The sequence below is a fragment of the Streptomyces venezuelae genome (genome assembly GCF_008642375.1).
Classification (GTDB): domain Bacteria; phylum Actinomycetota; class Actinomycetes; order Streptomycetales; family Streptomycetaceae; genus Streptomyces; species Streptomyces venezuelae_G.
Genome location: NZ_CP029194.1, coordinates 2760981 through 2780888, shown reverse-complemented (window position 1 = coordinate 2780888; position 19908 = coordinate 2760981). Strand labels below are relative to the sequence as shown.

General features: G+C 72.5%; 16 protein-coding genes. 7 read left to right on the top strand and 9 right to left on the bottom strand.

Features of this window, described 5'->3' with window-relative positions:
- Positions 1-226 precede the first annotated feature (226 nt).
- The 3 genes from DEJ46_RS12225 to DEJ46_RS12215 all read left to right on the top strand — a co-directional run bounded on the left by DEJ46_RS12225 (position 227) and on the right by DEJ46_RS12215 (position 4479).
- Complete coding sequence (locus DEJ46_RS12225) at positions 227-1075, top strand: 3-hydroxyacyl-CoA dehydrogenase family protein (RefSeq protein WP_150266005.1); 849 nt, start codon at positions 227-229, stop codon at positions 1073-1075.
- 126 nt (positions 1076-1201) lie between these two features.
- Positions 1202-1525 carry an STAS domain-containing protein gene (locus DEJ46_RS12220; protein ID WP_024761898.1) on the top strand — a complete coding sequence of 108 codons (324 nt, stop codon included), beginning with the start codon at positions 1202-1204 and terminating at the stop codon, positions 1523-1525.
- Between the two features lie 236 nt (positions 1526-1761).
- Positions 1762-4479, top strand: a complete 2718-nt coding sequence (locus tag DEJ46_RS12215; protein WP_150266003.1) for an ATP-binding protein — start codon at positions 1762-1764, stop codon at positions 4477-4479.
- Between the two features lie 86 nt (positions 4480-4565).
- Here DEJ46_RS12215 and nucS read toward each other — a convergent pair whose 3' ends face one another.
- Positions 4566-5237, bottom strand: a complete 672-nt coding sequence (gene nucS, locus DEJ46_RS12210; RefSeq protein ID WP_055641303.1) for an endonuclease NucS — start codon at positions 5235-5237, stop codon at positions 4566-4568.
- 228 nt (positions 5238-5465) lie between these two features.
- Here nucS and DEJ46_RS12205 point away from each other — a divergent pair, with 228 nt between their 5' ends.
- Positions 5466-5858: an SCO5389 family protein gene (locus DEJ46_RS12205; protein ID WP_017236120.1), complete on the top strand. Its 393-nt coding sequence runs from the start codon at positions 5466-5468 to the stop codon at positions 5856-5858.
- A 106-nt stretch (positions 5859-5964) separates the two neighbouring features.
- On the opposite strand, the gene DEJ46_RS12200 is transcribed toward DEJ46_RS12205, so the two are convergent.
- Complete coding sequence (locus DEJ46_RS12200; protein ID WP_150266001.1) at positions 5965-6999, bottom strand: LLM class flavin-dependent oxidoreductase; 1035 nt, start codon at positions 6997-6999, stop codon at positions 5965-5967.
- A 198-nt stretch (positions 7000-7197) separates the two neighbouring features.
- On the opposite strand from DEJ46_RS12200, the gene DEJ46_RS12195 reads away from it, so the two are divergent.
- On the top strand, positions 7198-7527 hold the full coding sequence (locus DEJ46_RS12195; RefSeq protein WP_150265999.1) for an ATP/GTP-binding protein: 330 nt from the start codon (positions 7198-7200) through the stop codon (positions 7525-7527).
- Between the two features lie 37 nt (positions 7528-7564).
- Here DEJ46_RS12195 and DEJ46_RS12190 read toward each other — a convergent pair whose 3' ends face one another.
- The 7 genes from DEJ46_RS12190 to mce form a co-directional block, all read right to left on the bottom strand.
- A complete protein-coding gene (locus tag DEJ46_RS12190) occupies positions 7565-8401 on the bottom strand; it encodes an ABC transporter permease (RefSeq protein ID WP_150265997.1) in 837 nt (278 codons plus the stop codon).
- Positions 8398-9564 carry an ABC transporter ATP-binding protein gene (locus DEJ46_RS12185; protein ID WP_150265995.1) on the bottom strand — a complete coding sequence of 389 codons (1167 nt, stop codon included), beginning with the start codon at positions 9562-9564 and terminating at the stop codon, positions 8398-8400. The genes DEJ46_RS12190 and DEJ46_RS12185 overlap by 4 nt, the downstream gene beginning before the upstream one ends.
- 217 nt (positions 9565-9781) lie before the next feature.
- Positions 9782-10561 (bottom strand): ABC transporter permease, encoded by a 780-nt coding sequence (locus tag DEJ46_RS12180; protein WP_150265993.1) that lies wholly within the window; start codon positions 10559-10561, stop codon positions 9782-9784.
- A gap of 4 nt (positions 10562-10565) precedes the next feature.
- Positions 10566-11534, bottom strand: coding sequence for an ABC transporter ATP-binding protein (locus DEJ46_RS12175; RefSeq protein WP_150265991.1), 969 nt, complete (start codon positions 11532-11534; stop codon positions 10566-10568).
- A 75-nt stretch (positions 11535-11609) separates the two neighbouring features.
- Positions 11610-12545, bottom strand: a complete 936-nt coding sequence (locus DEJ46_RS12170; protein WP_056644144.1) for a hypothetical protein — start codon at positions 12543-12545, stop codon at positions 11610-11612.
- A gap of 114 nt (positions 12546-12659) precedes the next feature.
- On the bottom strand, positions 12660-16883 hold the full coding sequence (gene scy, locus DEJ46_RS12165; protein ID WP_150274345.1) for a polarized growth protein Scy: 4224 nt from the start codon (positions 16881-16883) through the stop codon (positions 12660-12662).
- 213 nt (positions 16884-17096) lie between these two features.
- A complete protein-coding gene (gene mce / locus DEJ46_RS12160; RefSeq protein WP_150265989.1) occupies positions 17097-17549 on the bottom strand; it encodes a methylmalonyl-CoA epimerase in 453 nt (150 codons plus the stop codon).
- A 138-nt stretch (positions 17550-17687) separates the two neighbouring features.
- On the opposite strand from mce, the gene DEJ46_RS12155 reads away from it, so the two are divergent.
- Positions 17688-18896: an acetyl-CoA C-acetyltransferase gene (locus DEJ46_RS12155; protein WP_150265987.1), complete on the top strand. Its 1209-nt coding sequence runs from the start codon at positions 17688-17690 to the stop codon at positions 18894-18896.
- A 24-nt stretch (positions 18897-18920) separates the two neighbouring features.
- Positions 18921-19877, top strand: a complete 957-nt coding sequence (gene meaB, locus DEJ46_RS12150; protein ID WP_150265985.1) for a methylmalonyl Co-A mutase-associated GTPase MeaB — start codon at positions 18921-18923, stop codon at positions 19875-19877.
- The last annotated feature ends 31 nt before the right edge of the window (positions 19878-19908 follow it).

The following is a 19908-nucleotide window of genomic DNA, read 5'->3' as shown; positions in this document are numbered from 1 at the left end:
CTCGGTTCCGGGCCTCGGTTCCGGGTCTTTGATCGCCGGGGACGTCGAAGACGTTATACCCCCGGGGGGTATTGCGCGACCGGATTGGCGCGGGGAAGAGGTGTCGCGAGTGTGACGTCCGTCAAAGAGGGCGTGACGCGCGTTACTTAGCGGTCACATGGCGCCCCGGGCCCGCTAATCTCCGCCGGAGAGTCAGAAGTGAACAGGCGTTAAGGGGTGGAACATCGTGGCCAGGAAGCTCGCCGTCATCGGGGCCGGACTCATGGGATCCGGCATCGCGCAGGTCTCGGCACAGGCGGGCTGGGACGTCGTCCTGCGTGACGTCACCGACGCCGCGCTCACCCGCGGCACCGACGGCATCAAGGCGTCGTACGACCGCTTCGTCGCCAAGGGCAGGCTGGACGCGGCCGACGCCGAGGCCGCCCTCGGCCGGATCACCGCCACCACCGAGCTCGAGGCCGTCGCCGACGCCGACATCGTCGTCGAGGCCGTCTTCGAGAACCTCGACGTGAAGCACGAGATCTTCCGCTCGCTCGACAAGGTCGTCAAGGACGGCGCGGTCCTCGCCTCCAACACCTCCGCGATCCCGATCACCAAGATCGCCGCGGTGACCGAGCGCCCCGAGTCCGTCGTCGGCGTCCACTTCTTCTCGCCGGTCCCGATGATGCAGCTCGTCGAGCTCGTCCGCGGTTACAAGACCAGCGACGAGACCCTCGCCGCCGCACGGGAGTTCGCCGAGTCCGTCGGCAAGACCTGCATCGTCGTCAACCGCGACGTGGCCGGCTTCGTCACCACGCGCCTCATCTCGGCCCTCGTCGTCGAGGCCGCCAAGCTCCACGAGTCCGGCGTCGCCACCGCCGAGGACATCGACATCGCCTGCAAGCTCGGCTTCGGCCACGCCATGGGCCCGCTCGCCACCGCCGACCTCACCGGCATCGACATCCTGGTGAACGCGGCCAACAACATCTACACGGAGTCGCAGGACGAGAAGTTCGCGGTGCCCGAAGCGATGCGCCGGATGGTGGACGCGGGTGACATCGGCCGCAAGAGCGGGCAGGGCTTCTACAAGTACTGAGCCGTACCCGCCACCCCGCCTCACCCCGTGGGGTGAATTTCGGTATCGGTTCGCTGACAAGGCGCAACGTATCTGCCAGTGCGGCAGTCAGTTGTTGCGAAGACGGAGCACTCTCGGGGAGCGCATATGCACATCAGGGGCGACCATGTCGAGCTGGTCGTCGGGGGCCGCCTCGACGTCCGGAGCGCGGCGGACGCCCGTACGGTCCTGCACTCGGCCGTCGACGACGGAGTCGGCGATCTCGTACTCGACCTGACCGGCCTCGACTCCTGGGACGCCACCGGACTCGGCGTGATCATGGGCGCTCACCGGAGGGCCGGCCGCTGCGGCCGGCGCCTCGTCCTGCGCGGGGTACCGCCCCAGATGCAGCGACTGCTCGTGGCCACCCGGCTCCACCGCATCCTCGCCATCGAGGGCGGCCTCGCCGCGGAGTCGCTGCCCCGGGTGTGACACCCGGGTGCGATCCCCCGGGCGGGCCGCTGTGCGTGCTCCCCGGGGGCGTCACCGTCTGTGAAGCAGCTGTGTGATCCAGGCGTCACGCTCAATCCTCACAAGACCGTGACGTCTTGGTCTCCGTGGCACCCCGCCTGTTCCCGAGCGCCTGACCACGGTCTAGGGTTCGGTCGCCTGCACATTGACGGACCCATCCGGCGGGCACCGGACACCGCTTCTTGGGGGCTTGCACCATGGACCCGATCAACCCTGGGTCGGAGCAGTACGGGCACGACACCGAGGGTGACGAGGCCCGCCAGGGCAGGGGTGTGCCCGCACCCGCACCCGCGGCCCCCGCGCGCGCCCGCGTCGTCAAGCTGGTCTCCGGCGACCTGCTCCTCACCGTCAACCCCGTCGACGGCAGCGAGATAGAACCCTGCCCGCCGGGACAGGAGCCCGCGGCCCCCCGCCGCCGCACCGCCGAGGAGCGCGCCGAGGCCGCCCGCGCCGTCGCCCCGCCCGTGCCGCCCGGGCCCGCCGCACCCGCGCTGCCCCTCCTCGAACGCCAGGAGCAGCGCGATCGGCTCGCCGAGGTCCTCGGCCGCGGCCGCTCCGCCCGCCTGACCGGACCCGCCGGATCCGGCCGGACCACTCTTCTCGACGCGGTCGCCGTCGACTGCGCGGAGCTCGCCCCCGACGGCGTCGTCCGCCTCTCCGGCCACCACCGCACCCCCACCGAACTCCTCCACGAACTCTTCACCGCCGTCCGGTACGCCCCGAACCACCGGCCCGACCGGACCGAGCTCCTCGACCGGCTCCGTGACATCGGCGCCGTCGTCGTCGTCGACGACCTGGAATTCGGCGGCGCCGCCCTCGACGAGCTCCTCGCCGCCGCCCCCGAGTGCGCCTTCCTCCTCGCCGCCGCCCCCGACGCGCCCGCCCCCACGGCCGGCGCCCACGTCGAGGAGGTCGCCCTGGAGGGCCTCGGCCGCGGCGCGTCCCTCAAGCTCCTGGAGAGCGCCGTCGGCCGCACCCTCACCGACGAGGAGGCCAACTGGGCCGGCGACCTGTGGTTCGAGTCCGAAGGGCTGCCCCTCCGCTTCGTCCAGGCCGGGGCGCTGCTGCGGCAGCGCGACCGGCTGCGCGTCACCCCGGCCGAGTTCGACGCCTTCGGCGCCCTCGAAGAGGCCTTCGGCCCGACGGACCCCGCGGCTGCCGCCGCCGCCGCGGCCGCCGCCTTCGACGGCGTCGAGGACGCCGACGTCGAACTCCGCGAGATACCCCTGCCCACCCTCGGCGAGGGCGCCGCCCCCGCCGCCCTCCTCGCCTCACGGCTCAGCCGCTCCGCCCAGGCCGCCCTGCGCTTCACCGTGGCCCTCGGCGGAGAGGTCCCGCACCAGGCCCACCTGCCGGCCCTGGTCGGCGACACCCACGCCGACGCCGCCCTCGGCGAGCTCGTGGCCTGCGGGCTGCTCTCCCCGGTCGGCACCCGCTACCGGCTCGCCGCCGGAGTCCTGACCCAGCTCCTCGCCCACGGCTACGAGCACGACGCCGCCGACCGCGTCCACACCGCCGCCCAGCACTACGCCTGGTGGGCCGGACACCCCTCCGTCACGCCCGAGCGCGCCGCCGCCGAATCCGACGCCCTCCTCGCCGCCCTGGCCGCGCTCGTCCCCGGCACCGAGACCGGCACCGACGGAGAGCGCCGGGCCACCGCCGTCCTCCTCGCCCGCGCCGCCGCGCCCGCCTTCGCCGCCGGTCTGCACTGGGGCGCCTGGGAGCGGGCCCTGCGCGCCGGACAGGAGGCCGCCAGGCTCGCCGGAGACGTCGCCGAGGAGGCGTACTTCCACCACGAGCTGGGCGTCCTCGCGATCTGCGCCGGAAACCTGGAGCGGGCCCGCGCCGAGCTCGAGGCCTCCATCGGGATGCGCGGGGTGCTCGCCGACAAGCGCGGCACCGTCGCCGGCCGCAGGGCGCTCGCGCTCGTCGCCGACCTCTCCGGAGAGCACCCCACCCCGGTCGCGGCCCGCGCCGAGGAGCCCGTCTCGCCGCCCCGCGGCACCCCGGCCCTGCGGCGTACGCCCGCCCGGCCCGCGCTCGCGGCCCCGGAGCCGCCCACGGCCCCGCTGCCCGGCGGCCCCGTGCGGAGCCCTGCGGGCCCCGCGGTCCCTCCGGTTCCCGCGTTCCCGGACTTCGCCGACGAGGGCCCGACGCTCATCACGCGCCCCGGCACCGGCACCGGCCCCGGCGGCCGCCGCCCGGGCTTCGCGGGAGGCATCCTCACCGGCGCCCGCCGCAACCTCGCCGCCGTCGGCGCGGGCGCGCTCCTCGTGGCGGTCCTCGGCACCGTCGTCACCCTCGGCGCGACCTCCGGTGACGGCGAGGACCCCGCCACGAACCGCGTCACCTCCGACAGCACGGCGACCGACGGCACCCTCGACGACGGCATCGACGGCGACGAGCCGCCCGCCGAGGGCGAGGAGGGGGAGGGCGGCGAGCCGGGCGACCCCGGCACGACGGGCGACCCCACGCACTCCGGCTCCCCGAGCCCCTCCGGCTCCGACGGCACCTCCCCGTCGAACGCGCCGACGAGCCCCGGCGACACCGGCTCGCCCGGTTCCTCCTCGGCCCCGCCGTCCTCGTCCTCCTCGTCGTCCGCCACCCCGCCGTCGCCCACGGGCAGCCCGACGGGCACCACCCCGCCGTCCACGACCCGGCCGCCGTCGAGCCCCTCGGCCACCACCGGCGGACCGCGTCCGACGACGTCGAGCCCGACGACCACTCCGCCGACGACCACGACTCCGCCGACCACGGCCCCGCCGACGACCACGCCCCCGCCGACGACGGCCCCGCCGACGACCACCGCTCCGCCGGCCGAGGAGAACTCGCCGAGCAACTCCGCGTCGGCGACCCTCGGCGGCGGTCCCTCCGCCTCGGACAGCCCCGCCACCTCGGAGACGGCGATCGTCTGACCCTGCTCACGGCAGACGGGGACGGCCCCGGGCGCGCTCACCGCACCCGGGGCCGTCCCCGTACTCGTACCGCTTCGTCCTCTCCGTCAGAAGAGGCGGAGCTTGTCGTCCTCGATGCCGCGCAGGGCGTCGTAGTCGAGGACCACGCAGCCGATCCCGCGGTCCGTCGCGAGCACCTTCGCCTGCGGCTTGATCTCCTGCGCCGCGAAGACGCCCTTCACGGGGGCCAGGTGCGGATCGCGGTTGAGCAGCTCCAGGTAGCGGGTTAGCTGCTCGACGCCGTCGATCTCGCCGCGCCGCTTGATCTCCACCGCGACCGTCCCGCCGTCCGCGTCGCGGCACAGGATGTCCACCGGGCCGATCGCCGTCGGGTACTCGCGGCGGATCAGCGTGTATCCCTCGCCGAGCGTCTCGATGCGGTCGGCGAGCAGCTCCTGGAGATGGGCCTCCACGCCGTCCTTGATCAGACCGGGGTCCACACCGAGCTCGTGCGAGGAATCGTGGAGGATCTCCTCCATCGTGATGATCAGTTTCTCGCCCGCTTTGTTGATCACGGTCCAGATGCCCGCCTCACCGTCGGCGCCCTCCTTCAGGGTGCACGGCGGCGACATCCAGTTGAGCGGTTTGTACGCCCGGTCGTCCGCGTGGATCGAGACGCTCCCATCGGCCTTGATCAGGATCAGACGGGGCGCGGAGGGCAGGTGGGCCGTGAGCCGACCCGCGTAGTCCACGGAGCAACGGGCAATGACGAGACGCATGGTCCGCAACGCTACAAGACGGGCGCTCTTCCGCGCGATTCGGGCATCATCCTTAGCCGAACACCCGTCGGTTATCAGCCTGTTGTGTTCCCAATCTTCTGGTGCGACCAGGTCTGCGCGCTTACCGTGGAAGCTGGAGGTCGTCGTCCGTGCACGCTGCGTGGCGCACGGCCCGGCCTTCGTCCCTGCCCGCAAGACCCCGTCCGCGGGGTCGCGAGAGGAGAACCCATGTCGCTCGACGTCTCACCGGCACTGTTGGAACAGGCCGAGCGAGGCGAGGTCGACGAAGCCGACTTCGTCGACTGCGTCCGGACCTCCCTGCCCTACGCATGGGAGATGATCAGTTCCCTGGTGGCCCAGCTGAAGGTCGACGGCGGAGAGTTCGCCGACAACCAGACGCCGCCGCCGAACGAGCAGGCACGCGGTCAGCTGCTGCGCGCGCTCGCGAGCGATGCCATTCGTGGCGCCCTGCAGCGGCATTTCGGGGTGCGTCTCGCCTTCCAGAACTGCCACCGCGTGGCCGTGTTCCCGCTGGACCCGGCGGTGGACGAGCGGCTCGCCCGTTTCACGTCCGTACGGGGGCAGCTGCTCAATCAGTCGCCGGAACTGCGCGACTGCTGAGACATGGTGCTGCCGCTCCGCATCGCGGGAGACGTGGTCGACGCGTGCCGACACGCGTCGACCACGAAGAGATGCCGGAGCGGCGGCACACTCTCTCCGCCGGGCCTCAGCCCAGCTGGGGGAGCACCTCGGAGCCGAGCCGACGGACGTTCTCCTCGGTCGCCGCGAGATCGCCCGAGCCCTCTGCGAGCAGAGCGAACCGCGTGATGCCCGTACGCTCCGCCGTCGCCGCGAGCCGGTCCGCCGCCCGCCGCGGCGTGCCCACCGGGTGCAGCCCGCACAGCAGCTCCGTGTACGCCACGGGGTCCCGCATCGCCCGGTGCCGGCCGTCGACCGTCACATGCGCGTCGAGCCCCTGCTTCAGCCATCCCGGCATCGCCTTCACCAGCGACTCGGCCGCGTCCGCCCCCCGGTCCGCGAGCTGCACGACCCCCGCCGAGACGTGCCCGGCGCCGATCCGCGCGATCTCGTCCGGGTCTCGCCCGGCCTCCCGGGCACAGCGCGCCCAGGCCGCGACCATCTCGGCCTTGTCCTCGTCGCCGCAGTGCATCCCGAGCAGCATCGGAAGCCCGCGCTCCGCGGCGAGCCGCACGCTCTTCGGCGAGGTGCAGGCCACCACGACCTCGGGCCCCGACTCACCCCCGATCAGCTCGTCGGCACGGGGCACCACCGCCACCTCGCGGAAAGCGAATCGTTCCCCCTCGGCGCCGACCCGGGACTCGCGCAGCCATCGCAGCAGCAGATCGAGCGATTCGGGGAAGCCCTCCTCGTACGCCGCCAGACCCGCGCCGAACACCTCCAGGTCGACCCACGGCCCGCCCCGGCCCACCCCGAGGGTGAACCTGCCGCCCGAGGTCAGGTGCAGCAGCGCCGCCTGCTCTCCCAGGGCGACCGGGTGGACCGTCGGCAGCACACTCACCGCCGTGCCCACCCGCAGCCGCCGCGTGCGCCCGAGGAGCAGCGCGGCGAGCGTCACGGCCGAGGGGCAGACCCCGTACGGCACGAAGTGGTGCTCGGCGAGCCAGACGGAGTCGAGCCCCGCCTCCTCGGCCACCTCGGCGGTCCGCACCGCCCGGTGCAGAGCCTCCCCTTGTCCCTGGCCCGGGAACTGTGCGGCCAGAACAAACGTACCCACGCGCATCGCCTTCTGCCTCCTTGCGGCCGACGCGTATCTCCCCTCGCACTGGCAACAACGTCTGACACGTGCCAAAGGCAACGGCCGTTCATGAAGTTCTTGCGATTTTCGGCTAAGCCGTCACGGGCGGGGCCCGGGGCACCGCGTCGCGGCCCGTAGGCTGGACAGAACGGTCCGTGTTCCCAGACCCCGTGAGGTGTGCAAGTGTCCCCGCGCCACAACCGCTCCCGAGGCGGCGAGAAGCCCGAGCAGCAGCAGGGCGAACCCGGCGACCGGTACGGCGGCGCGCAGCGCAGCGAGACGTGGCAGGGCGAGGAGTGGTACGTCCGCCTCGTCGCCGGAGCAAGCTCGCCGGGCAAGCGCTACCGCTGCCCCGGCTGCGACCAGGAGATCCCCTCCGGCGCCCCGCACGTCGTCGCCTGGCCCGAGTACGGGGGCGTGGACGACCGGCGCCACTGGCACAAGGCCTGCTGGAACGCGAAGGACCGCCGCACCAGCAGGGTGCAGCGGTCCCGTAACGCGCCGAGGTACTGAGGCAGGCCCTTCGGGGCCCTTTGCCCTCCCGGTCCCTTTACACGTCCCGGCTGTTCAGCAGGGCGTAGGCGCCGGCCAGGGCCGCGGCCGTGACACCCGCCATGATCAGCAGGGGCTCCCAGCCCGACGGGCCGCTGTCGCCGAACGGCGGGCGCTCGGTGTACAGCGCGATCATCTGCGAGGGGATCGCGTAGGTGAAGAGCGCCTCCTGCACGGACCGGAGCGCCTCCGAGAACATGAACAGCGCCGCCACCAGCGGGAGCAACAGCAGACCGATCATGACGGTGATCGCGCCGGCCGAGTGCCGGATGAGCGTCCCGAGCGCCAGCGACAGCAGACCGAGCATGGCCAGGTACGCGCCCGCCCCGACCGTCGCCCGCAGCCACTCGGCGCCCGTCGGCTCCGACGCGGTGTCGACCATGGCGACCTGCGCCACCGCCACCAGCGCCGCGAAGACGGTGGTGACCGTGAAGACCAGCAGGAAGAAGACGATCGCCTTCGCCGTCAGCACCCGCGCGCGGCTCGGGCAGGCGGTCAGGGTCGTACGGATCATGCCCGTGCCGTACTCGGACGCGATCGTCAGGACCCCGAGCGTGATCACGCAGATCGACGCCGGAAGCATGCCGAAGAAGCCGAAGCCGAGCGCGGACTCGTCGCCCATCGGTGCCTCGGAGGCCGAGGCGATGGCCGCCACACCCAGGCCGATGCCCAGCATCAGCAGGATCATGACGCCGAGCGTCCACATCGTCGACCGCACCGAGCGGATCTTCGTCCACTCGGAGGCGAGGGCGTCACCGAGGTGCGCCCGGCGGACCGGGATGGGGGAGACGTAGGCGTGCGGCGCCGGTGCGTGCTGGTGGGTGGGGGCGGTCATCGGGCGTCCTTGGTGGTGTCGCTCGGCTGCGGGGTGGCGTGCGGGCTCTGCGCGGGCGGCTGGGGAGCCCCGGCGTACGGGCTCTGCGCGGGCGCCTGCGGAGCCCCGGCGTACGGGTTCTGTCCGGGCGGCGGCGGGGCGTACCAGCCCTGCTGCGACACCTCGGGCGCCACCGGCTGCTGCTGCGGCATCCCGTACCCCGGCTGGCCGGGCTGGAGCGGCGCCTGGAGGTGGGCGAGCCGGTCGTCGGTGGAGCGGTAGTCCACGGCGGCCTGCGTCATCCGCATGTACGCCTCCTCCAGGGAGGCCTGGTGCGGGGAGAGCTCCCAGAGGCGTACGCCCGCGTCGAACGCGAGGTCGCTGATCCTCGGCAGGGGCAGGCCCGTCACGCGCAGCGCGCCGTCCGGCTCCGGCATCACCTGGCCACCGGCCTCCGTGAGCGTCGTCGTCAGCTTCTCGCGCTGCGCCGGCTCGGTCTGCGGCGTTCGCACCCGGGCGAAGTCGGCGGAGTTCGCCGAGATGAAGTCGGTGACGCTCATGTCCGCGAGCAGCTGCCCCCGGCCGATCACGATCAGGTGGTCCGCCGTCAGCGCCATCTCGCTCATGAGGTGGCTGGAGACGAAGACGGTCCGGCCCTCGGAGGCCAGCTTCTTCATCAGGTTCCTGACCCAGAGGATGCCCTCCGGGTCCAGGCCGTTGACCGGCTCGTCGAAGAGCAGCACCTGCGGGTCGCCGAGGAGCGCCGCCGCGATGCCGAGCCGCTGGCCCATGCCGAGCGAGAAGCCCTTGGAGCGGCGCTTGGCCACGTCCTGGAGGCCGACCACGCCGAGGACCTCGTCGACCCGCTGCGCCGGGATGCCGGCCAGCTGGGCGAGCGACAGCAGGTGGCTGCGCGCGCTCCGGCCGCCGTGCACGGCCTTCGCGTCGAGCAGCGCGCCGACCTGCCGGGGCGCGTTCGGCAGCTGCCGGAAGGGGTGGCCGCCGATGGTCACGTGCCCGGAGGTGGGCCGGTCGAGCCCGAGGATCATGCGCATCGTCGTCGACTTGCCCGACCCGTTGGGCCCCAGGAAGCCGGTGACGACACCGGGCCTCACCTGGAAGGAAAGGTTGTACACGGCCGTCTTGGCGCCGTAGCGCTTCGTCAGGCCGACTGCCTCGATCATTCTCCAGCCCCATCGACAGGTCGGTCGCATCCATGTCGGGGCGTGGCGGCCGTCGGCCGGAGCCCCCCGTATGAATGAGGAGCTTATCCAGCCGTTGACGGTTCCCGCGAAGTGGAAGAGATGCGGAAGGGAACGTGGGGGAGATTTCCAGGTCGTCCCCTACGGGTCGGGCCCCAGGGCCAGGCCCCGGGGCCCGACCCGGAGTCCGGCCCCGGGGTCAGGCGTCGCGCTTCTTCAGCACCAGGTACCCGCCCAGGAGCGCGGCCCCCACCCAGAGCAGCATGATCCCGAGCCCGCCCCAGGGCCCGTACGGGGCCTTCTCCGTGTCCAGGGCGTCCGGGACGACCTGCATGATCTTCGAGCCGGCCTGGTCGGGGAAGTACTTGGCGACCTCCTTGACCTTCGGCACGGCCGCCAGGATCTGCGAGACCAGGAAGAAGAACGGCATCAGGATGCCGAGCGACAGCATCGAGGAGCGCAGCATCGCCGCCACGCCCATCGAGAAGATCGCGATCAGCCCCATGTAGATCCCGCCGCCGAACACCGCCCGCAGCACGTTCTCGTCGCCGATCGACGCCCGGTGCTCGCCGAGCAGCGCCTGCCCCAGGAAGAAGGAGAGGAAGCTCGTCACGACGCCGACGAGCAGCGCGAGACCGCCGGCCACCGCGATCTTCGAGAAGAGGAAGGTCGCGCGCTGCGGCACGGCGGCGAGCGAGGTGCGGATCATGCCGGAGGAGTACTCGGTGCCGACCACCAGGACGCCGAAGACGACCATCGCCAGCTGCCCCAGGGTCATCCCGAAGAAGCTGACCAGGGTCGGGTCGAAGGTGAGCTTCTCGGCCGTGCTGAGGTCGTCGAAGGTGGAGTTGAACACGGCGGACAGCGCCGCGCCGACCCCCACGGTGACGATCAGGGCGCTCGCCAGCGTCCAGACGGTCGACGACACCGTCCGGATCTTCGTCCACTCGGACTGGAGGACCGCGGATACCGCTGCCATCGTGTCAGTCTCCCTCGGAGGTCGAGCCCCAGCGGGGGCCGGGCGCCGACACGGCGCCGTGTACGTCGGTGCCGTGCGCGTGGTACTCCACCGCACCGGCCGTCATCTGCATGAACGCTTCTTCCAGCGAGGCGCGCTGGGAGCTCAGTTCGTGCAGGACGAGCTGGTTCGCGCCCGCCAACTCGCCCAGCTTCTCGGTGGTCGCCCCGTCCACCTCAAGGGTGCCGTTGCCCGCCTCGACCGCGATAAATCCGTTGGCGTGGAGAACGTCCCGCAGGCGTTCCTGCTCCGGCGAACGCAGCCGCACATAACTTCGTGAATTCTGGTGGATGAAATCCGCCATCGACGTGTCGGCCAGCAGCTTTCCCTGCCCGATGACGATCAGATGATCGGCCGTCAGCGCCATTTCACTCATCAGATGGCTGGAGACGAAGATCGTCCGGCCCTCACCGGCCAGCGCCTTCATCAGATTGCGGATCCAGTGAATTCCCTCGGGGTCCAGACCATTGACGGGTTCGTCGAACATCAGGATCTCGGGATCGCCGAGCAGTGCCGAGGCGATACCGAGCCGCTGCCCCATGCCCAGGGAGAAACCCTTCGACTTCTTCCGCGCGACCGGCGTCAGACCCACGAGGTCGAGCACCTCGCCCACCCGGCTCTCCGGGATCCGGTTCGACTGCGCGAGACACAGCAGGTTGTTGTACGCGGAACGCCCGCCGTGCATCGCCTTGGCGTCGAGCAGCGCGCCGATGTACTTCAGCGGCTCCTGGAGCTCCCGGTAGTGCTTGCCGTCGATCCGGACCGTACCGCTGGTCGGGTTGTCCAGGTCGAGCATCATCCGCATCGTCGTCGACTTGCCCGCCCCGTTCGGCCCGAGGAAGCCGGTGACGACGCCCGGCCGGACCTGGAAGGAGAGATGGTCGACCGCTGTCTTCGTCCCGTAGCGCTTGGTCAGGCCCTCAAGCTCGATCATGCGTACCAACCTAAGGGCGCGAAAAACCCCCCGCCACCGGAATGACGGAGGGTTTTGCGCGGTGTTGCTCAGGCGTTACCGCGACTGCTGGGCCGGGACGCCGGCGGCGCGCTCGTCGTCGATCGGGGAGCCGGCCGCCGCGACCGCGGCACCCGTCAGGGTCGCCAGCATCTCGCGGACGTTGGTCAGCTGGGCGTTGATCGAGTCGCGGCGGTTCGTCAGCGCAGCGAGCTCGCGCTCCGACTCGCTGCGGATCCGGTCGGCCTTCGCGTTCGCGTCGGCCACGATGTCCTCGGCCTGGCGCTGCGCGGTCTCCACCGTCTGACGGGCCCGGCGCTCCGCGTCCGTGCGCAGCTTCTCGGCCTCCAGGCGGAGCTGCTCGGCGCGGTGCTCGATCTCGGCGAGACGCTTCTCGGCCTTCGCCTGACGCGAGGCCAGGTCCCGCTCCGACTGCTCGCGGCGCTTCGCCAGGTTGGTCTCGAAGTCCGCGGCGGCCTGGGCGGCCTTGGCGCGGGTCTCCTCGAAGAGGGCGTCCGCCTCCTCGCGCTTCGACTGCGCGTCCTTCTGCGCCTCGGCACGCAGCGAGTTGGCCTCGCCCTGCGCCTTCTCGACGATCCGGACGCCCTCGTCCTCGGCCTTCGACTTCCGCTCGGCCGCGAAGGACTCCGCGTCGTTGCGCACCTGCTGGGCGGCCGACTCGGCCAGCTCGCGGTGCTGCTCGGCGGCGCGACGGGCCTCCTCGCGCAGGTCCTTCGCCTCCTCCTCGGCGAGCCGGAGGATCTTCTCGACACGGGCGCCGAGGCCGGCGTACGACGGCTCGGCGTCGGTGACCTGCGCCTGTGCGTTCTGCGTTTCGAGGTGGAGTTCCTCGATGCGCTTCTCCAGGGAAGTGATCCGGGAGAGAGCACTGTCACGGTCGGCGACGAGCTTGGTAATGCGGTCGTCCACCTGACCGCGGTCGTAACCACGCCGCACGAGCTCGAAGCCGAAGGGGGAGGAAGTGTCGCTCATGGGGTTCCTGTCGAATGAGACCGGTGAGGTGTTAGAGGGAATCCTAGGGGCCGAAGCGGCGTGTCATCGAGCGTATGCCCGTTTGATCTGGAGAATGTCCAGCCTTTCGAGTGGCTAGCCGTCCTGGGACTTGCCACCCGAACGGGTGATCCCCGACGACGCACCGGCCTTGACCCCGTCCTTTGAGCCCGACGGAGTCTCGAAAGACTCCAACGCCTCCAGCACGTCCTGGACACGGGAGATCTCGGCATTGATGTCCTCGCGCCTGCGCACGAGCACGCCCAGCTCCCGCTTCCCCTCCTCGACCGTCTTGTCGGCCTCCGCCTGCGCCTCGGCGCGGATCCGCTCCGCCTCCGCCTTGATGCCCTCGGCCTCCGCGACGAGCGACGCCTTCTTCTGCTCGGCCTCCTTGAGGAGCGCCTCCGCCTTCCGGACGGCCGCGATGCGGACCTTGCTCGCCTCGGAACTCGCCTCGGAGACCAGCTCCTTCGCCTTCTCCTCCGCCTCGGTGCGCTGCTCCGTGGCCGCCTTGACCAGTTTGTCGACGCGCTCGCCGGCCGTCTTCATCTGCTCGGCGGTCTCGCGTCGCGCCCGGTCGTGCAGTTCCTCGATCTCGCCCTCGACGCGGCTCCGCAGCTCCTCGGACCGGTCCCTTATGGCCGTCGCGTCGCTGCGCGCCCCGACCAGCAGCTCGTCCGCGTCCGTACGGGCCTTCTCCACCAGCGAGTTGCCCTCGACGGTCGCCTCCGCGACGATCCGCTCGGCCTCCTTGCGGGCCGCGCCGACCATGGTGTCCGCCTGCGTCTCGGCCTCGGTGGTGGCGCGCAGCGCCTCCTCCTGGGCCTTGGCGATGAGCTGGTCCGCCTGCTCGGCCGCGTCCGAACGCTTCCGCGCGCCCGCGTCCCGGGCCTCGTCGAGCGTCCGGTCCGCCTCCTCGCGGGCCTCCGAGCGCATCTGCTCGGCCGCCGCCGCGGCGTCCGCCTTCAGCTGCTCCGACTCCGCGCGGATCCGCTCGGCGTCCTGCTGGGCGGCCTCGACCGCCGCGGTCGCCTCCGCCTCCGCCTCGGCCTTGTGGCGCTCGGCCTCCGCGACGGTCCGGGCCGCCTGCTCGGTGGCCTCCGCCGCGATCCGCTCGGCCTCGGCCCGGGCGTCGGCCGTGACCGCGTCGGACAGCTCGCCCGCCTCGCGGGTGAGCCGCTCGGCCTCGGCGGTCGCCTCGGCGATGAGCGCGTCGGCCTGCTCGGCGGCGTCGCTGCGGCGCTTGTCGGCGGCCTTGCGGGCCTCGTCGAGGACCTGCTCGCCGTCCGCGAGGGCGGCCGTCCGCAGCGCCTGGGCGTGCGCCTCCCCGTCGATCTTGACCTGCTCGGCCTCGGCACGGAGCCGCAGCGCGTCCTGCTCGGTCGTCTCCATGAGCTCGACCGCCTCGGCGGTGAGCCGCTCGGCCTCGGCGGTCGCCTCGGCCATGAGCGCGTCGGCCTGCTCGGCGGCGTCGCTGCGGCGCTTGTCGGCGGCCTTACGGGCCTCGTCGAGGACCTGCTCGGCCTCGGCACCGATCCGCTCCGCCTCCGCACGCGCCTCGCCGACCACCGTCTCGGCGCGCTCGGCGGCCTCCGAACGGATCCGGTTCGCGTCGTCCCGGGCGTCCGCCCGCGTACGGGCCGCGTCCTGCTCCGCCGAGGCGAGCGAGTCCGTCACCTCGGTGCGTACCCGCTGCGCGTACTCCGCGGTGTCCGCCCGCAGCTTCTCCGACTCGGCGATCGCGTCCCCGACGGTCCGCTCGGCCAGCGCCTTCGCGGCCTCCGACTCCTCCTGGGCGCGCGCCCGGGTGCGGGAGGCGTCCTCGGACGCCCGCTCCCGCTCCTCGTAGGCGTCGGCCCGGACCCGGTCCGCCTCCTCCTGCGCCTCGGTGCGGGTCCGCTCGGCCGCGTGCTCGGCGGCGCTGCGCAGCCCGGCGATCTCCTCCTCGGCCTGCTCGCGCAGACCGGCCACCGAGTCCCGTACCTCCTGGGCGGCTCGCGAGGCGGCGGTGACCATCTCGGTCGCCCGCGCGTCCGCCTCCTCGACCAGGCGCTGCGCCTCGGTCTGGGCGTCCTCGACGCGCTTGCGGGCGGCGGCGAGAAGCTCCTCGGACTGCTCGCGGGCGTGCTCGCGCTCGCGGCCGGCCTCGGAGCGGGCCGAGTCCAGCGTCTCCTCGGCCTCCCGGCGGCGCCGGTTGGCCTCCTCCTGCGCGGCGGCCAGGGCCTCGGCGGCCTCGGCGGCCACCCGCTCGGCGGCGGCCGCGGCCTCGGCCCGCACCCGGTCGGCGGTCTCCTGCGCCTCGGACCTCAGGCGCTCGGCCTCGTCCGAGGCCTCCGTGCGGAGCCGTACGGCCGCGGTCTCGGCCTCGCTCCGTGTCGTGGAGGCGTCCGAAGCGGCCTCGGCGCGCAGCCGCTCGGCCTCCTGCTCGGCCTGCTCCTGGAGCGTACGGACGCGCTCGGCGGCCTCCGTGCGCAGCCGCTCCGTCTCCTCGGCGGTCTCGCGCCGGATGCGCTCGCTCTCGGCGCGGGCGTCGGTCAGCTCCTGTCCGGCCGCCGCCACCTTCGTCTCGGCGTCGGTGTGCAGCCGGGCCAGCTCGTCGGCGGCCTCGGCGCGGCGGGCCTCGGCGGCCCGCTCGGCGTCCGCGCGCAGCCCGGCGGCGGTCTCCTCGGCGGCGTCCTTGACGGACTCCGCCTGCTCCTCGGCCTCGGCGCGCAGCCGCTCGGCCTCGGCGCGGGTGCGCTCCAGGGTCTCCTCGGCCTGCGCGCGGAGCGTCTGGGCGCGCTCGACGGCCTCCGACTTGACCCGCTCGCTCTCGGCACCGGCCTTGGTGCGGAGCTCCTCGGCGTCCGTACGGGCCTTGGTCAGCAGCTCCTCGGCGGTGCCGGCCGCCTCCTCGATCTGCTGGAGGGCCTCGCGGCGGGCCTCGCCGCGGATCCGCTCGCCCTCCGCGATGGCCTCGGCGCGCAGCTGCTCGGCCTCGCCGCGCAGCCGGCGGGCCTCCTCCTGGAGCTCGACCGTCTTGGCGCGGTACTCCTTGGTGTCGTCCTTCGCCGAGCCGAGCAGTTCGTCGGCCTGCTCCTCGGCCCTGGTCCGCAGCCGGTCCATCTCGGTCTCGGCCTCGCGGCGGATCCGCTCGGCCTCCTCGGAGGCCTTGCGGGTGGTCTCGCGGGCGTCCTCGGACGCCTTGGTGAGGATCTCCTCGGCGCTGCGGGCGGCCTTGGCGAGCGCGGCGGCGGAGTCCTCGGCCACGGCCGTACGGGCCTTCTCCGAGGCCTCCGAGACCAGCTTCTCGGCCTGGGCGGTCGCCTCGCGGAGCTTCTCCTCGGCCTCGGACCTGAGGGCCTCGGCCTCCTTGGTGGCCTCGCCGACGAGCCGGGCGATCTCCGTCTTGGCGGTGCGGGTGCGCTGCTCGTTGACCGATTCCGCGGAGGCGAGCTGCTTGGCGGCGGCCTCCTTGGCCTCCGTGAGGGCCTTCTCGGCCTCGGAGCCGGCCAGCCGGAGCTTCTCCTCGGCCTCCTGCAGGCGCTGCTCGGCGGCGCGGGAGAGTTCGGTGGCCTGGCGGCGGGCCTGGTCCGTCTCGGCGGTGGTCGTCGAGCGGAGCTGCTCGGCGTGGGCCGTGGCCTCCTGGGCCTGGCTGGAGGCGGCGCCCAGGAGCCGCTCGGCGTCCTTGCGGGCGCGCAGCAGGATCGCCTCGGCCTCGGCGCGGGCGGACTCGGCCTCGGCGCCGACGCGACGGCTGGTCTCCTCGGCGAGCCGGGTGGCCTCGGCGCGGGCGGTGGCGAGCGACTGCTCGGCCTCCGCGCGGGACTCCTCCATCAGGCGGCGGGCCTGGGACTCCGTACGGGCGCGCAGCTGCTCGGCCCAGGCGACGTTCTCGTTGACGTGCGCCTCGACGGTCTGGCGGCGCTCGTTGAGCTCCTGGTCCAGCTGCTGACGGCGCTGGACCGCCTCGTTGTGCAGCTCGGCCTGGAGCCGGGACTGGTGCTCGGCGTGCTCCTGGAGGATGCGCTGTGTCTGGGCGCGGGCCTCGCGCAGCTCGCGCTCGGCGTCCTGGCGGAGCTGCTCGGCCTGCGCCTGCGCGTTGCGCAGCAGCTGCTCGGCCTGGTAGCCGATGTCCGCGCTGTCGTACGCGGGCCTGGACGCGATCGTGCGGCGCGCCTCATGGAGCTTGGCACGCAAGACCTCGACCTGGTAACCGAGATCCTCGGCGTGCTGGACGGCCTTCTCACGCTCGGTCTTCAGCCGGTCCATCTCGGCTTCGAACCGGGCGAGATGGTCGTCTTCAGCTCGGTGGCTCTCCTGGCGTTCGTAGCCCCGCACTGCGCGGTCCATCCTTCCCCGAGCTCTCCGAGCAGGGGAGACCCCAACCCTGTCCGCAACTCCAACGAGCACCGTCCTCACCGACGAGGACGGACCCCCGGGGAATCGTGGCAGATCGGACGACCCCGACATCCCGACTTCGGTGCCACGTGGAGCAGCCCCGACCGGCCCCGGCCCGGAGTCGCCCACTCTACCGGGCCAGGAATCCGGAGGTCAGTGCTCCGCTGAGGAGTGGTCAGCGGACGGCTTCGCCGAGGTGACCAGTTCCGTGAGGACGCCGTGGCAGTCCTTGGGGTGGAGGAAGGTGATGCGGGAGCCCATCGAACCGATGCGCGGCTCGTCGTAGAGGACGCGGACGCCCTTGGAGCGGATGTCCGCGGCGTCGCCGTCGACGTCCGCGGTGCCGAAGGCGATGTGGTGGACGCCCTCGCCGTTCTTGGCGAGCCACTTGCCCACCGCCGAGTCCTCGCGGGTCGGCTCCAGGAGCTGGAGGTAGGAGGCCCCGCCGTCGTCGGTCTCGTTGATCTTGAGCATGGCCTCGCGGACACCCTGCTCTTCGTTGACCTCGGTGTGGAACACCTCGAATCCGTACGTCGCACGGTAGAACTCGACAGTCTTGTCGAGGTCGAAACAGGCGATCCCGATGTGGTCGATACGCGTCAGCATGCCCCCTAGTCCAGCGCCAGAAGGGCGGTTACGCAACGTGCGCGCGATCACACCGGCTGCCCGGTGACCGTATGCGCCGCCCCTCAGTACATTGGCGGTAAACCCTCGTTCACTCCTCATCCCTAGGGGCCGTGCCTCATGTCTGGAACGACCGGTACCACCTCAGTGATCGTCGCGGGCGCCCGCACGCCCATGGGTCGCCTCCTCGGCTCGCTCAAGTCCTTCTCGGGCGCGGACCTCGGCGGGTTCGCGATCAAGGCCGCCCTCGACCGTGCGGGCATCGGCGGCGACCAGGTGCAGTACGTGATCATGGGCCAGGTGCTCCAGGCGGGCGCCGGCCAGATCCCCGCCCGCCAGGCCGCCGTCAAGGCCGGCATCCCGATGAACGTCCCGGCCCTCACCATCAACAAGGTGTGTCTGTCCGGTCTCGACGCCATCGCGCTCGCCGACCAGCTGATCCGCGCGGGTGAGTTCGACGTGGTCGTCGCCGGCGGCCAGGAGTCGATGACCAACGCCCCGCACCTGCTCCCGAAGTCCCGCGAGGGCTACAAGTACGGCGCGATCGAGATGCTCGACGCCATGGCGTACGACGGCCTCACCGACGCCTTCGAGAACATCGCCATGGGCGAGTCCACCGAGAAGCACAACACGCGCCTGGGCATCCCGCGCGACGTGCAGGACGAGATCGCCGCCCTCTCGCACCAGCGCGCCGCCGCCGCCCAGAAGAACGGCATCTTCGAGGCCGAGATCACCCCGGTCGAGATCCCGCAGCGCAAGGGCGACCCGGTGATCTTCGCCAAGGACGAGGGCATCCGCGCCGAGACCACCGCCGAGTCCCTCGGCAAGCTCCGTCCGGCCTTCGCCAAGGACGGCACCATCACCGCCGGCACCTCCTCGCAGATCTCCGACGGCGCCGCCGCCGTCGTCGTGATGAGCAAGGCCAAGGCCGAGGAGCTGGGCCTGGAGTGGATCGCCGAGATCGGCGCCCACGGCAACGTCGCGGGCCCGGACAACTCGCTCCAGTCGCAGCCCTCCAACGCCATCCTGCACGCGCTCAAGAAGGACGGCCTGGCCGTCGAGGACCTCGACCTGATCGAGATCAACGAGGCGTTCGCCGCCGTCGCGCACCAGTCAATGAAGGACCTCGGCGTCACCCCCGAGAAGGTGAACGTCAACGGTGGCGCCATTGCCCTGGGTCACCCGATCGGCATGTCCGGCGCCCGTGTGGTGCTGCACCTCGCCCTGGAGCTCAAGCGGCGCGGCGGCGGCATCGGCGCGGCGGCCCTGTGCGGCGGTGGCGGCCAGGGTGACGCGCTGATCGTCCGTGTCCCCGGAAACGGCAAGTAGTTCCGTACTGAAGGAGCAGCGCAGATGGTGGACGTCCCCGAACTCGTCGCCCAGGCACGTGAGGGCAGGCCGCGGGCAGTGGCCCGGCTGATCTCGCTCGTGGAGGGGGCGTCCCCGCAGCTGCGCGAGGTGATGGCGGCGCTCGCGCCGCTCACCGGCGGTGCGTACGTGGTGGGCCTGACCGGCTCGCCCGGCGTCGGCAAGTCGACGTCGACCTCCGCGCTCGTCTCCGCCTACCGGCGGGCGGGCAAGCGGGTCGGCGTCCTGGCCGTCGACCCGTCCTCCCCGTTCAGCGGGGGAGCGCTGCTCGGCGACCGGGTCCGGATGTCGGAGCACGCCTCCGACCCGGGCGTCTACATCCGCTCCATGGCCACCCGCGGGCACCTGGGCGGCCTCGCCTGGTCCGCCCCGCAGGCCATCCGCGTCCTGGACGCGGCCGGCTGCGAGGTGATCCTCGTGGAGACGGTCGGCGTCGGCCAGTCCGAGGTGGAGATCGCCTCGCAGGCCGACACCTCGGTCGTCCTCCTCGCGCCGGGCATGGGCGACGGGATCCAGGCCGCGAAGGCGGGCATCCTGGAGATCGGCGACCTGTACGTGGTGAACAAGGCCGACCGGGACGGCGCGGACGCCACCGCCCGCGAGCTCAACCACATGCTGGGCCTGGGCGAGGCGCGGACCGCCGGCGACTGGCGGCCGCCGATCGTCAAGACGGTCGCGGCGCGCGGCGAGGGCATCGACGAGGTCGTGGAAGCCCTGGAGAAGCACCGCGCGTGGATGGAGGAGCACGGGGTGCTCGCGGACCGCCGCCGGTCCCGTGCCGCGCGCGAGGTGGAGACCATCGCGGTCACCGCCCTGCGCGAGCGCATCGGCGACCTGCACGGCGACCGGCGCCTCGACGCGCTGGCCGAGCGGATCGTCGCGGGCGAGCTCGACCCGTACGCGGCCTCCGACGAGCTGGTCGCGAGCCTGACGGGCAACTGACCCCGTACGGCCCCGGTCCGTACGGGAAAAC

Excerpts from the sequence above, each read along its gene's own strand:
- DEJ46_RS12220 (WP_024761898.1), top strand. The coding sequence starts at position 1,202 with ATGCACATCAGGGGCGACCATGTCGAGCTGGTCGTCGGGGGCCGCCTC.
- DEJ46_RS12205 (WP_017236120.1), top strand. The coding sequence starts at position 5,466 with ATGTCGCTCGACGTCTCACCGGCACTGTTGGAACAGGCCGAGCGAGGC.
- DEJ46_RS12190 (WP_150265997.1), bottom strand. The coding sequence starts at position 8,401 with ATGACCGCCCCCACCCACCAGCACGCACCGGCGCCGCACGCCTACGTC.
- mce (WP_150265989.1), bottom strand. The coding sequence starts at position 17,549 with ATGCTGACGCGTATCGACCACATCGGGATCGCCTGTTTCGACCTCGAC.
- nucS (WP_055641303.1), bottom strand. The coding sequence starts at position 5,237 with ATGCGTCTCGTCATTGCCCGTTGCTCCGTGGACTACGCGGGTCGGCTC.
- DEJ46_RS12155 (WP_150265987.1), top strand. The coding sequence starts at position 17,688 with ATGTCTGGAACGACCGGTACCACCTCAGTGATCGTCGCGGGCGCCCGC.
- DEJ46_RS12170 (WP_056644144.1), bottom strand. The coding sequence starts at position 12,545 with ATGAGCGACACTTCCTCCCCCTTCGGCTTCGAGCTCGTGCGGCGTGGT.
- DEJ46_RS12185 (WP_150265995.1), bottom strand. The coding sequence starts at position 9,564 with ATGATCGAGGCAGTCGGCCTGACGAAGCGCTACGGCGCCAAGACGGCC.
- DEJ46_RS12215 (WP_150266003.1), top strand. The coding sequence starts at position 1,762 with ATGGACCCGATCAACCCTGGGTCGGAGCAGTACGGGCACGACACCGAG.
- DEJ46_RS12175 (WP_150265991.1), bottom strand. The coding sequence starts at position 11,534 with ATGATCGAGCTTGAGGGCCTGACCAAGCGCTACGGGACGAAGACAGCG.
- DEJ46_RS12200 (WP_150266001.1), bottom strand. The coding sequence starts at position 6,999 with ATGCGCGTGGGTACGTTTGTTCTGGCCGCACAGTTCCCGGGCCAGGGA.
- meaB (WP_150265985.1), top strand. The coding sequence starts at position 18,921 with ATGGTGGACGTCCCCGAACTCGTCGCCCAGGCACGTGAGGGCAGGCCG.
- DEJ46_RS12180 (WP_150265993.1), bottom strand. The coding sequence starts at position 10,561 with ATGGCAGCGGTATCCGCGGTCCTCCAGTCCGAGTGGACGAAGATCCGG.